Source organism: Williamsia muralis (genome assembly GCF_002735905.1).
Classification (GTDB): Bacteria; Actinomycetota; Actinomycetes; order Mycobacteriales; family Mycobacteriaceae; genus Williamsia; species Williamsia muralis_A.
Map to the genome: position 1 here is coordinate 984,253 of NZ_PEBD01000010.1, position 12,535 is coordinate 996,787.

Annotated in this window: 15 protein-coding genes; 13 read left to right on the forward strand and 2 right to left on the reverse strand. The window is 65.6% G+C overall.

Translation table 11 applies throughout. The annotated features are described in order from the left end of the window. Positions 1–71 precede the first annotated feature (71 nt). From CSW57_RS18070 to truA, 3 genes are read left to right on the forward strand one after another with little or no spacing between them, the layout of a single operon-like run. Entirely contained in the window at positions 72–1,127 is a 1,056-nt protein-coding gene (locus tag CSW57_RS18070; RefSeq protein ID WP_030164647.1) for a DNA-directed RNA polymerase subunit alpha, read from the forward strand. Positions 1,128–1,179: 52 nt separating this feature from the next. Beyond that, the gene (gene rplQ, locus CSW57_RS18075; RefSeq protein WP_062798836.1) at positions 1,180–1,800 is read left to right on the forward strand and encodes a 50S ribosomal protein L17; all 621 of its coding nucleotides are present in this window, start codon (positions 1,180–1,182) and stop codon (positions 1,798–1,800) included. Between the two features lie 8 nt (positions 1,801–1,808). Next, positions 1,809–2,711 carry a tRNA pseudouridine(38-40) synthase TruA gene (gene truA / locus CSW57_RS18080; protein ID WP_099383990.1) on the forward strand — a complete coding sequence of 301 codons (903 nt, stop codon included), beginning with the start codon at positions 1,809–1,811 and terminating at the stop codon, positions 2,709–2,711. Positions 2,712–2,754: 43 nt separating this feature from the next. On the opposite strand, the gene CSW57_RS18085 is transcribed toward truA, so the two are convergent. Continuing rightward, complete coding sequence (locus CSW57_RS18085) at positions 2,755–3,237, reverse strand: TM2 domain-containing protein (RefSeq protein ID WP_099383991.1); 483 nt, start codon at positions 3,235–3,237, stop codon at positions 2,755–2,757. Between the two features lie 29 nt (positions 3,238–3,266). After that, the gene (locus CSW57_RS18090) at positions 3,267–4,892 is read right to left on the reverse strand and encodes an AAA family ATPase (protein WP_099383992.1); all 1,626 of its coding nucleotides are present in this window, start codon (positions 4,890–4,892) and stop codon (positions 3,267–3,269) included. A 271-nt stretch (positions 4,893–5,163) separates the two neighbouring features. Here CSW57_RS18090 and CSW57_RS18095 point away from each other — a divergent pair, with 271 nt between their 5' ends. From CSW57_RS18095 to CSW57_RS18140, 10 genes are all read left to right on the forward strand, one after another. Further along, positions 5,164–5,436 carry a hypothetical protein gene (locus CSW57_RS18095; RefSeq protein ID WP_197037636.1) on the forward strand — a complete coding sequence of 91 codons (273 nt, stop codon included), beginning with the start codon at positions 5,164–5,166 and terminating at the stop codon, positions 5,434–5,436. After that, a complete protein-coding gene (locus CSW57_RS18100; protein WP_189339309.1) occupies positions 5,433–5,804 on the forward strand; it encodes a YbaB/EbfC family nucleoid-associated protein in 372 nt (123 codons plus the stop codon). The genes CSW57_RS18095 and CSW57_RS18100 overlap by 4 nt, the downstream gene beginning before the upstream one ends. A gap of 86 nt (positions 5,805–5,890) precedes the next feature. Further along, positions 5,891–6,208 (forward strand): type VII secretion target, encoded by a 318-nt coding sequence (locus CSW57_RS18105; protein ID WP_023955911.1) that lies wholly within the window; start codon positions 5,891–5,893, stop codon positions 6,206–6,208. Between the two features lie 13 nt (positions 6,209–6,221). Continuing rightward, positions 6,222–7,547, forward strand: a complete 1,326-nt coding sequence (locus CSW57_RS18110) for a hypothetical protein (protein ID WP_099383993.1) — start codon at positions 6,222–6,224, stop codon at positions 7,545–7,547. Positions 7,548–7,552: 5 nt separating this feature from the next. Beyond that, positions 7,553–7,876: a PE family protein gene (locus tag CSW57_RS18115; protein ID WP_317615607.1), complete on the forward strand. Its 324-nt coding sequence runs from the start codon at positions 7,553–7,555 to the stop codon at positions 7,874–7,876. Beyond that, on the forward strand, positions 7,873–8,901 hold the full coding sequence (locus CSW57_RS18120) for a PPE domain-containing protein (RefSeq protein WP_099383994.1): 1,029 nt from the start codon (positions 7,873–7,875) through the stop codon (positions 8,899–8,901). The genes CSW57_RS18115 and CSW57_RS18120 overlap by 4 nt, the downstream gene beginning before the upstream one ends. A gap of 5 nt (positions 8,902–8,906) precedes the next feature. Further along, positions 8,907–9,728 carry an ESX secretion-associated protein EspG gene (locus tag CSW57_RS18125; RefSeq protein WP_189339310.1) on the forward strand — a complete coding sequence of 274 codons (822 nt, stop codon included), beginning with the start codon at positions 8,907–8,909 and terminating at the stop codon, positions 9,726–9,728. Positions 9,729–9,852: 124 nt separating this feature from the next. Then, the gene (locus tag CSW57_RS18130; protein ID WP_023955907.1) at positions 9,853–10,185 is read left to right on the forward strand and encodes a WXG100 family type VII secretion target; all 333 of its coding nucleotides are present in this window, start codon (positions 9,853–9,855) and stop codon (positions 10,183–10,185) included. Positions 10,186–10,223: 38 nt separating this feature from the next. Further along, a complete protein-coding gene (locus tag CSW57_RS18135; RefSeq protein ID WP_023955906.1) occupies positions 10,224–10,514 on the forward strand; it encodes a WXG100 family type VII secretion target in 291 nt (96 codons plus the stop codon). 325 nt (positions 10,515–10,839) lie between these two features. Next, positions 10,840–12,384 carry an APC family permease gene (locus CSW57_RS18140; protein ID WP_099383996.1) on the forward strand — a complete coding sequence of 515 codons (1,545 nt, stop codon included), beginning with the start codon at positions 10,840–10,842 and terminating at the stop codon, positions 12,382–12,384. The last annotated feature ends 151 nt before the right edge of the window (positions 12,385–12,535 follow it).

Below are 12,535 nucleotides of genomic sequence, written 5' to 3' on the forward strand. Positions count from 1 at the left end.
GCAGCAGACACAAGGGTTTGCTGTCGCAGTCGAGCGTCATATAGCGGACGTTCACACAGGAGGAAAAATCTATGCTCATTTCACAGCGACCCACACTCTCCGAAGAGGTCATCTCCGGCGATCGCTCGAAGTTCGTCATCGAGCCGCTCGAGCCGGGCTTCGGGTACACGCTCGGCAACTCGCTTCGCCGCACCCTGCTCTCGTCGATCCCCGGCGCTGCTGTCACCAGCATCCGCATCGACGGTGTGCTGCATGAGTTCACCACCGTTCCCGGGGTCAAGGAAGACGTCACCGACATCATCCTGAACCTCAAGGGCCTGGTCGTGAGTTCCGAAGAGGACGAGCCGGTCACCATGTACGTGCGCAAGCAGGGACCGGGTGCAGTCACCGGTGCCGACATCGTGCCTCCGGCCGGTGTCACCGTGCACAATCCCGATCTGCACATCGCCACCCTGAACGACAAGGGCAAGCTGGAGATCGAGCTCGTGGTCGAGCGCGGTCGCGGTTACGTCCCGGCCGTGCAGAACAAGGCCTCGGGCGCCGAGATCGGCCGTATCCCGGTCGACTCGATCTACTCGCCGGTCCTCAAGGTCACCTACAAGGTGGAGGCCACCCGCGTCGAGCAGCGCACCGACTTCGACCGTCTGGTCCTGGACGTCGAGACCAAGAACTCGATCACCGCGCGGGACGCGCTGGCCTCGGCCGGCAAGACCCTCGTCGAGCTGTTCGGGCTCGCTCGTGAGCTGAACATCGAAGCAGAAGGTGTCGAGATCGGACCCTCGCCCGCCGAAGCCGATCACATCGCATCGTTCAGCCTGCCGATCGAGGATCTCGAGCTCACCGTTCGCTCGTACAACTGCCTCAAGCGCGAGGGAGTGCACACGGTCGGCGAACTGGTGGCCCGCACCGAGTCAGACCTTCTCGACATCCGCAACTTCGGCCAGAAGTCGATCGACGAGGTGAAGGTCAAGCTGCACGCACTCGGCCTGGCACTCAAGGACAGCCCGGCCAGCTTCGATCCGTCCCAGGTGGCCGGATACGACGTGGCCACCGGCACGTGGTCAGATGACGCCGCATTCTCCGATGCCGATGCCGGCGAGGATTTCGCGGAAACCGAACAGCTTTAATCGCAACCCAGCTCACGGCCGAGAGGCCGAGAGTTAACCCTAGGAGTTCGAAATGCCCAAGCCCACAAAGGGTACCCGCCTCGGTGGGTCGGCTTCGCACCAGAAAGCGATGCTGGCGAACCTGGCCACCTCGCTCTTCGAGCACGGCCGGATCACCACCACCGAAGCCAAGGCGAAGCGGCTGCGTCCGTACGCGGAGAAGCTGATCACGCACGCCAAGGCCGGCAACCTCGCCCACCGTCGTGAGGTCCTCAAGGACATTCGCAACAAGGACGTCGTGCACACCCTGTTCGCGGAGATCGGCCCGTTCTTCGCCGACCGCAACGGTGGCTACACCCGCATCATCAAGACCCTGCCGCGCAAGGGCGACAACGCCCCCATGGCAGTGATCGAGCTGGTCCGGGAGAAGACGGCTTCGTCGGAGGCCGATCGGGCCACCCGCGCTGCTGCCTCGAAGCAGAAGGCTTCCGAGCCCGTCGCCGAGGTTCCCGCCGAGGTGTCCGAGGGCGACAATGTCGTCGAGGCCACCCTGGATGAGGCCACCGACGCACAGGTCGAGAACGCCGACGCCGTCGCAGAGGGCTTCACCGAGGAGACGACCGCGGAGAGCGCCACCGAGATCGTCGACGAAGGCAAGGCCGAAGGCTCCGACGACAAGAAGTCGGACGCCTGAGCGAGAACATGTCTGACGAGCCCGTCACCGGATTTTCCGGTGGCGGGCTTCGTCATTTCGTCTCGCCGGTCCGGCTGCGTATGCAGATCGGTTATGACGGAACAGATTTCGCCGGATGGGCCAGACAACCCGGGCAGCGCACGGTGTGTGGGGTTCTGGAGCGGACACTGTCCACCATCGTCCGAGAGCCCGTCACCCTGACGGTCGCCGGACGCACCGATGCCGGCGTGCACGCCACCGGTCAGGTCGCCCACTTCGACGTGTCCGGTGAGGCGTTGCAGACCAGGTCGATCGCCGGTGAACCCGCGAACCTCGTTCGACGGCTGGCGAAGATGTTGCCGCCCGACGTCCGGGTGAAGGATGTCGAGACCGCACCCGTCGAGTTCGACGCCCGATTCTCGGCGCTGCGCCGGCACTACGAGTACCGACTGGCCGATGATCCCTGGGGTGCCGAGCCGGTGGCTGCCCGCACCACGGCGGCATGGACACGACCTCTCAACGTGGACAGGATGCAGCAGGCATCCTCAGAACTGGTGGGTCTGAACGATTTCGCCGCCTTCTGCCGCCGGCGTGACGGGGCGACCACCGTTCGGGACCTGCAGCGATTCGAATGGGTGCGTGACGACTACGGCGTGCTCGTGGCCCAAGTGAGTGCCGACGCTTTTTGCTGGTCGATGGTGCGCTCACTCGTGGGTGCGGTCGCCGTGGTGGGGGAGGGTCGACGGACACCCGAATGGTGCGCCGGACTCCTCCGACAACGGGTTCGCTCCAGCGAGGTGCCCGTTGCGCCGGCGTGCGGCCTGAGTCTCGTCGGGGTGGACTACCCTCCCGATGAGCAAGTCGCCGAACGAAATTCCGTGACCCGCGAGGTCAGGTCGGCGATCGACCCGGCCGGGTGCTGCGGCGACTGACCGCTTCCACGGGCCTCCCGTGCATCTCCAGGCCGCCCGATGGTCAGGGACGCAGCTTGAATCCCCGCGGGTCTCGCACCGCGCCGGTGAACATCATGATCGCATCGATGATCACCCAGATGCCGAGGCCGAACAACACCAGCCAGCCGACCAGGACGAGGGTCAGCAGCCAACCGACGAACAGCGTGATGAGCTGAGTGACGGCGATACCGTTCGAGCCGAGGTAGAAGCGGCCGGCGCCGAAGCCTCCCAGAAAAAGCTGTAACAGGCCGGCCGTCGCTTTCGACTTGTCCGACAACGGTTCTCCGGTGAACGGGTCACGACCGAACGGTGCGCCCGGGTCGCCGCCTAACCCGTACCCGGGCCCGTACGGCTGATTGTAGAACGGTTGCGGAGCGAACTGCGGCGCCGGAAACGGCTGCTGCTGATAGTGCGTCTGATCCCACGGCTGTGACGGATTTGCCGCCCGCGTCGGATCGTATGGATCAGGAACGCCCGAATCGTCGTATGGCATGGGATAGTTCATTCTCGTACCTCGCTGGTCGACCGGATGGGTCAGGAGTTGTAAAAGGGCTCGCCCCGTCGCGATGCGGTGGTCGAGAAGTCCTCGGCGACCGTGGCCGCCAACTCGACAAATGCCCTGCGGGTCGTCTTGCCGAGAAGGTCGAGGTCGACCTCCGCGCCTTCGGCGAGGTGGTCGTCGAACGGGATCTGCTGCACCGCGCGACAACGGGTGAGGAAGTGGGCGCTGAGCTGACCGGTGTCGATGGTGGACGCCCCGGGGCGCGACGAGCTGAGTACCACCACCGCGCCGGAGACCAGATGCCCGAAACCGTGCGCCTGCAACCAGTCCAGGGTGGCACCCGCGCTGCGGGCACCGTCGATGGCGGGCGAGGTGACGAGGATGAGTGAATTGGCCATGTCGAGCACACCGTTCATCGCCGAGTGGCTCAACCCGGTGCCGCAGTCGGTGATGATGATGTTGTAGAACCGCTGCAGCACCGTCATCACGCCGCGGTAATCGGTCTCGCTGAACGCCTCGGCAACCGCGGGATCACGTTCGGAAGCAAGAACTTCCAACCGGCTCGGCGCCTGGGAGGTATGGGCCCGCACATCCGAGTACCGGTAGATCGATTCATCGGAGAGCAGGTCGCGCACGGTGGACCGCGTCTGCTGCGGAATGCGCTGAGCAAGCGTGCCCAGGTCGGGGTTCGCGTCCACCGCGATCACTCGATCGCCGCGCAGAGAAGCGAAGGTCGATCCCAAGCCGACTGTTGCGGTTGTCTTTCCGACGCCGCCCTTGAGAGAGAGAACCGCTATGCGGTAGTCGCCGCGCACCGGCTGGTTCACCCGATCGAGGAGCTGCTTGTAGATCAGGTCATCCGGGGACTCGCCTGGGTTGATGGCGCCTGCGGACAACTTGTGGACGGTGCGTCGCCATCCACTGGCCGGGGCGCGCCGTGCCTTGCGGAGTAGCGCCACCTCGTCGAGGGTGGCCGGCCCCGACACCGGGGGTTGCGGTGCGAATCCCGCCGGGCCGGGATAGGTATGTGGCGCATGGTGCTGGGGAGTCATGTGCTGGGCCGGGCCGGGGCCGGTGTGCGATGCCGGTTGCGATGCAGAGATGTGCGGTGGCGGCGTCGTCGAAAAGTGTTGAGAGGGTGCGGGGCCCGGTCCGGTGACGAATGGCGGAGTGGCGAAGTGCTGGGCGGTCTGCTGATCGGGGGTCGGGTACTGGGGCGGGCCGGGATGGTGCGGCGGGCCGGAATGGGGAGGGCCGGGTTGCGGTGCCGGGGCCGGCGAAATGCTCTGCGACATCAGAGGATCGAATGCCGTGGGCGCGGGTCCGTCATGCGCGGCGCTGAAGTGTGGCTGCGGAACTGCTGTCGGCACCACGTCCGGCGATGGGCGGTTGTGCGGCGTGGGCGTTGGGTGTCCGTCGTGAGTCGATTGTGGTTCGTCTATTGGAGGTTCGGAGGCGCTCGTGGGCGCCTGTCCGTGCCTGCCCGGTGCGTGTTCGGTCGACGGTTCCTGCAAACGGGCGTCGGGAACCGGTGACGAATCCTGCTGTGGGACTGAATGATCGGTGGCTCGAGGCGCGCCGAACGCGGCGACATCCACCTCTGCTGCGTCCTGCAGCCAGGGCGGAGCCGCCGGCACGTCGGCATTGTCGAAACTCAAAGTACTGCCCCCTGTTGCACGATCGAACCCCCGGACACAGTTCTACGATCTCCCCGAACTGCCCCGCACCCCGGCGTGCTCACGGCGCCGGCGACATCACCCGGCCCTGTCTTGCACACCGCCTGCACGGACTATAGACCAACGGGCGGTTCGCCGGATGTTCTGGACTGGCGTTGTCGGCGCTTGTGGGTACTATCTGCAACCACAGGGGAGAAGAAATCTAGGGGGGAACGTGGCTGCCGCGACTTCGCGCACCGGGAACATTGCCGTTTTGACCACTGATCAGGGGTTGCCCACATCGGTGAGGATCGAGCCGGCTGAGCTCCGGAAAGATCCAGGCCTGTTGGCCGCCGAGGTGCTCAGGCTGTGTCAGCAGGCCGCGATGAAAGCCGGTGTCGCGCGGCGTGACGAACTGCGTGCCGGTGGGGTGAGCAACGAGATCATCGATGCGATGAACCTGCCGCGCCCCGACGACCTCGCCCGGGCCGAGTACGAGGACGACGCGGTCGCCGGTGCTCCCGGTAGCTGGATGAGGTCGGTATGAGTTCGGCCATGGACGAACTCGAGGCGCGGGCGCGGGCGCAGCTCGATGGACTCCGCGAGGTCAACGAGAAGCTCGCTGCCATCTCGGTACGGGAGACCTCACCCGATGATCGGGTCACGGCCGAGGTCGACGGGGTCGGTGCGCTGACCGGCTTGTGGTTCAGCCCCACTGCACACGCCATCGGCGCGACAGAGCTGGGTGATCTCGTGGTCGCCACCGCGTCCACCGCTGCCGCTCACGCTTTTGCGCGGCGTGCTGCTGTGCTCGAGGACTTCAACGAGTCCTTCACCGAGCTCGTCGCCAGCCGGCCGGGCGCCGTGCGTCGGCGGTCTCCGATCGGAACCACACCGCATTCGCCGGCGTCCTAGTTCACGACGCAGTCATCAGCACGACCGGCCTCGGCCGGTCCGCTTCTGCAAGTACATGCTTCACCATTCACATCAACGGGGGTTCGATGTCCGAGATCACTGCTGTTCCTGCTGCCATCGAGGCGTTCGGTGACACGGCGGCACTCATGTCCGCTGCCGTGGCCAGTGCGGGATCCATCAACGCCGCGGCGAACATCGCTCAGATGGTGCCGGTCTTCGGGTTGATCGGCCAGGAGTTCCTTCTGGCGTTCGCCGGGGCCCAGGCAAGCCACCTGCTCGGGGTCGGGCAGCTCGCAGCGGTGCATGCGGGGACCGCAGCTGCTGCGCTGGCAACGGCATCGGAGTTCACGGACACCGATGATGGGGCCGGCCGAGAATTCACAGCCATCCAGTCGGCGCTGTGAGAAAACGCGACCAGTGACCGAATCCGAGCCTGCCCCGCCGGCTTCATCTCCTCCTGTCGACTCCACCATCAATGACCTCCTGCAGGCGAGTCCGCTGGGTCCGATCCTGGACACCCCGGTCAGTCAGGTGCTCAAAGACCTGGGAATAGCCGGTCTTCCGCAACTTCCGCCTGCTCCACCGATGCCTGGACTGCCGCCGCTTCCGCCGCTTGATCTGGACGTCCTCGTCAAGCCGATCACCGACTTGCTCGGTGGTTTCGGAACGGGGAACCTCGGCGGTGGGGACTTCGATCCGACCTCGATACTCCAAGGGCTCTCCCAGATTCTCGACCTGTCGATGTCCATGGGTTCGGGGGCGCTCAAGGCGCTCGACCAGGTCTGGACGGGCCAGGCGGCCACTGCCACCGCAGCCAAAAGTGTGCAGGCAAGCGCTGATACGGCCGCGCTGTCCGCGCAGGGAACCACGATGACGGCCGACACCCAGGGTGCCGCGGCCATCGTCGGCACCGGACTGGCGCTGGTACAGGGCATCATCGCGAAAACTGTTGCCATCATTGCCGCTTCGGCCCCTTTCCTGGTGACGCCTCCGGGTCAGGCAGTGGCACTAGGTGCCGCTGCCGATGGTCTCGCCGAGGCCACGGCCGTTGTCGCGGCCACGCGGGCAGAGCTGTTGGCGCCGACGGGGCACATGGTCGTGAACGGACAACCGGTGCCGGTGACCGGGGCACCGATGGCGGGTCCATCGCCGTTCTCCATCGCCGGGACGGTGCTCGACAGTGTCGGCAAGCCGATGGTCGCGGGCGTCGGGCAACTCGGCGGGATGGCAGGTCCGGCGGGCACTCAACTGCTCAGAACCCATGAGGCGCAACTGAAGAAGTCGACTACCGATCCGTCAATGGATCCGGCGAGAACCATGCCTGCCGGCCTTGCGGGTGGCCTGGGCGGCGGCGCTGGTGGCGGAGGCGGCGGTGGCCTGGGTCCAGGAGGCGGCGGGCCCAGTGCGCTGAGCGCCCGTACCACCCCAGGACTGATGAGCGGCGCCGGACCGGAAGGTGTTCCGGCAACGAACAATCGCAATCAGAGCACGGTGGTCCCGGCTGCGATGGGAAGCCCGATGGCGCCGATGGGTGCGATGGGAGCCGGGCGCGGAGCCGGCGCGTCAGACGACCAGCACGAGACGGCGGACTACCTCGTCACCGAGCTCAACGGAACTCAGATCATCGGGGACATACCGGACGTCGCGCCTCCTGTGTTGGGAGAAGTGCAGACCGAAGACCGGGAGTCCTCACCTGACGTGAGGTTGCGCCTGGGACCGTCGGGCAGAGACCAGGAGATATGACACCGATGAACAACGGAGAAACGATGACCGGATCGCAGTTGAAGGTCGATCCCGACGAATTGATCCGCGCAGCAACGGATCTCGACCGTCTGGCCGATCAGTTGGGCAGTGCCCTGACACAGCACCTGCCGACGCTGTCCGTCGCTCCGGCCGGCCGCGACGAAGTGTCGACCGTTGCCGCACAGACCCTGACGGCAGTGGGGGCCGAGTTCGCGGCAACCACCTCGGCCGGGGTGAACGAACTACGAAAGATCGCGGCCGTGTTGCGGGCTCAGGCCGGCGGCTACCGCGGTGCCGAAGAGAGTGTCGAGGAGGCTTTTCGGCTGTGACCGGGTTCACGGGGGTGGTCTGGGAGGCGCGGCCTGCGCAGCGGCTCGCCGCGGATCTCGCCGAAGGCGGCGCCGGGGCGACACCGTCTGCGCAAGCGGCTCTTGCCTGGGGCTGCGTCGCGGGGGTGCTCGCCGATGCGGGATTGGACTACGCGGCAATTCTGACGCGCCTCGGAACCGGTTGGGAATCTGTGACGTCCGGCGATGCGTTCGCCAGGCTCGCCGATTTGGCGACCTGGTTCACCGAGGTTTCCGCGGCCGCTGTGGAGAACGCGGGGAGGGCCACGGCTCAGTGCGCCGCCACCACCGTTGCTCATGCCAACATGCCCAATCTGCCCGAGATCGCTGTGACAAAGGGTATTCGGGACACAGCGGCTACCGTGGGTGCCGCCCTGGGCGCGCCGATCGGCGGCGTTGCGGCCGATGCCGAACGCGCTCTGCACGACCAGAAGCAGCGTGCTGCCCGGGTCATGGACACGTACGAGGCCGCGAGTGCACCTCTCGCCGAACCGTGGCTTCCGCCGCGTCTGACGGAGGTCGTCTCGTCCACCGCCCTGACCGGCGAACAGATGTCACGCCCGCCTGCGCATGTCGCGCCGGTATCGGCGCCCACCTCGACGACATCCCCCGGGCCACCGCTGCTGGGCGGATTCGCGCCGGCCCCACAGACCCTGCGTGAGAAGACCCGTTTCGCCACAACGGTTCTGGCCGGTACCACAAGTCCGTCCGCGGCGGCCGAAGCTGCGGGCCAGCCAACACCTCAGCGGTCGACAACTGCGATGACGCCTGCGCCCCCGGTGTCGCCGCTCGCGACGGTCGGCCAGGAGCCGGCACGTGCGGCCCGGTCGCCGCAGGGCGCGGGTATAGACGCAGCGGCCGGCACCCAGGACCCGACCGGTCGGTTCGGTGACGAATCAGGCCCGGCAACCGAGGTCATCGACGCGCGATACCGCACGGGTGCACTCGATCTGCCGCCGGCCACGTCGGTTCCGGCAGTCCTCGGTGCCCCGGACACAGGACGATGACACCGATGTGGATCAAGGACATCGCACCGGAGTACCATCTGGCCCTCAGCGATATCGACTATCTCGCACAGGTTCTCGACATCCAGACGTGGCCGACGGTGCTCGACGTGACGCCGATTCATGACACCGCAGTGGAGCGAGCCGCAGCGCATGCCTCTGCGTCACGAAAGCTGCTGGATGCCGGGATCACGAGCAGGGATGCCTGTTCGACCGCCGGCGTGACCGAGCCGCTGGCGGACGCGCTGACCGTCCTTGCCAACCCCGACGCCGTTGTGGAACTTCGGCGATACGGCATCGAGATGTCGGCGCGTATGTGTCTGGCCCGAAGCGGCGGCAGACATGTTGTGGCACATCGACTGCCGGACGGACTCAGAATCCGGATGCTCGGGACGGTCGACGCGAGCGAGGTCGGGCCTCTGATCGCCGCTGAACTCGGTGCGATGCCGGTGGCGGACGTGCAGTCGATCAGCGCGCCCGCGGCCGAACTCCGCGAACGACTCGATCGTGCGGCCACAGCGGCCGACTATGCGGATGCGCTGTACGCCGTCGGTGCGACGCACGCTGACGCAGCCAGGTACGCGGCGGCATTCGAATCGTGTGTCGGCCATGCCGAGATCATTGCGCGGGAGGCAGGCCCGGGCAGAAATCTACGGACGTCAGGCGCGGTCGCGGTGTACGACACCGCCCGTGGCCGGATCGTGGCGAGTCCGACCATGTCGCCCGATGGCCGGATCTGGACGACGTTGTCCGCGGGCACACCGCACCGCATCGCTCAGGCAACCGACCTGTTGATGGAGACGTTGCCGACCGGCAGATGGATGCCGTGATCGGGGGGAATCGAGAGGGGGAGTAGATCCCGGCCGTCGATGCCGATCGACGAACGGGAGTCAGTCGCTGTACACGCGGACGTCATCTGATTCCGCGGCAATCACACACAAAAGGGGAAGCATCATGAGCACCGGAACCAACGGTCTCGATCTCGACGTCGCGGCCGGGTTGGCCTCGACGAAATCGGTGGGGGACATCGTCGACGACATGGGCACCGTCCTGGCCCGCATCACCGCAGACGCCGAGGAGGCGCTTGCACTCTGGAAAGGCAACGCGAGTGGCGCCTTCCAGGGCGCGGTGACAGCTTGGAAGGACGAGGCGACACAGTTGCAGACAGCTCTCGACACGCTCAAGACGTCGCTGTCGACCGGCTTCAACGGCTACGACGCCGACGACCAGGACAACGCCGGCATCTTCAACAACGTCGCCGGATCCGGACCCGCGCTCAAGCTCTGAGCGCTCACACTTCCACCGAGTCAGAAAGCAGACCAACCATGAGCATCATCCAGTACAACTACCCGCGGATGGAAGAGCTGGCATCTCAGCTCAACAGCAACTTCAACCAGCTCGAACACCTTGCCACCACATTGAAGTCCGAGGTGTCCCGGCTGCACGAGAACTGGCAGTCACAGCAGGCATCGCAGGCCTATGGCGCCGCGCAGCAGTCGTGGGACACCAGCTTCACCGACTCCCGCGCGCTGCTGACCGCGCTGTCGTCGAAGGTCACCGAGGCATCGAGCAACATGCAGGCCGCCGACCAGCGGACGGCCGGCTACTTCAGCTGATCGTCGGAGCACCTCGAACAACCCGAAACCCGCCGGCCACCTGAGTCGGCGGGTTTCGGCGTCTGGCAGGTGGGTTCTTGTCTGCGACGCACTTCCTCCGACTGCGGTGAGTTCCTCCGGTTGCAGCCGGAGGTTGTGGCGGGAGTCGGAGGGTCTGCCGCCAATTCACGCCGATCGACCGGGTGCCGCACAGCCGCCAATTTCGTTGCCGTAAGAATCTTCGTGTGCATCGCGGCGGATTGGGCAATCTACGCCGGTTGCGTCCGATAGTTTGCAGACAGGCTGCACGCTGGGGCACGCCGCGTTCGAGTGAGGGAGTTCCTGCATGGGTAATCCGCTGACACGGACAAAGTCCGTAGAGCAATCGATGGCTGACACCGAAGAACCCGGTTCGCAGCTGAAGAAGAGTTTGACCTGGTGGGACCTCACGGTCTTCGGTGTATCGGTCGTCATCGGTGCCGGCATCTTCACGATCACCGCGTCCACCGCGGGTAACAAGGCCGGACCGGCGATCTCGCTGTCATTCGTGATGGCCGCAGTGGCGTGCGCATTGGCAGCCCTGTGTTACGCCGAGTTCGCTTCCACGGTTCCGGTGGCCGGGTCTGCCTACACCTTCGGTTATGCCACCTTCGGCGAGTTCCTGGCCTGGATCCTCGGCTGGGACCTCATCCTCGAGTTCGCGGTGGGCGCCGCGGTGGTGTCCAAGGGGTGGTCGAGCTATCTCGGCACGGTCTTCGGATTCGCGGGTGGCACAACGGAAATAGCGGGGCACACCGTCGACTGGGGCGCCTTGGTGATCGTTTCGGTGATCACCCTCCTGCTGGTGCTCGGCACCAAACTGTCGTCGACGTTCAGTGCAGTGATCACGGCCATCAAGGTGACGGTTGTGCTGCTGGTCATCGTGGTGGGCTTCTTCTACATCAAGGCCGACAACTACAAGCCGTTCATCCCGGAGTCGCAGCCATCGGAATCGGGTGGCAAGTCCGTTGACTCCACGCTCTTCTCGTTGATCACCGGTGGTGGCGACTCGAGCTACGGCTGGTACGGCGTGTTGGCGGCGGCATCGATCGTGTTCTTCGCGTTCATCGGGTTCGACGTGGTGGCAACAACTGCCGAGGAGACCAAGAATCCCAAGAAGGACGTTCCGCGAGGCATCCTCGGTTCCCTGGCCATCGTGACGGTGCTGTACATCCTGGTCACGATCGTGGTGACCGGCATGTTGAGTTACAAGGAACTGGCGACATCGGCGGGCGACGGGGAACCGAAGAACCTGGCGTACGCGTTCGGGCAGAACGGTGTCACCTGGGCAGAGAAGGCGATCTCGATCGGCGCCCTGGCCGGACTGACCACCGTGGTGATGGTCCTAATGCTGGGCCAGTCCCGGGTGTTGTTCGCGATGGCCCGAGACGGACTCCTGCCGCGGTCGTTGTCGAAGACGAGCAAGTTCGGCACACCCGCACGCATCCAGATCATCGTGGGCGTCGCCGTCGCGGTTGTCGCGGCGTTCTTCCCGATCGAGAAGCTCGAGGAGATGGTCAACGTCGGCACGCTGTTCGCCTTCGTCGTGGTCGCGGCCGGGGTCATCGTTCTCCGACGCACCCGCCCGGATCTGCCTCGAGGCTTCAAGGTGCCGTTGATGCCGATCCTGCCGATAGCGGCAATCGTGGCCTGCCTCTGGTTGATGCTGAACCTGTCGGCGCTGACGTGGATCCGGTTCCTGATCTGGATGGTCATCGGCATCGCGGTCTACTTCCTCTACAGCCAGCGTCATTCCATGGTGGGCAAGCGTCAGCGTGGCGAGATCGACGATGCTGTCGGGGACGCGGCGCTGGCCGCCGAAGCGAAGAGAGCAGGACCGAATCGGCCGTAACGGCTGACCCGCACAGAGCCCCGGTCGAGAGCGCGACTCTCGATCGGGGCTCTTTTGTGAACTGGGGCACTTTACAAATAACCCTGTATGTATAGACAACAGACGTGACACTGGCTATTGTCAAACTCATCACGTTCTACTCGACGAGGAG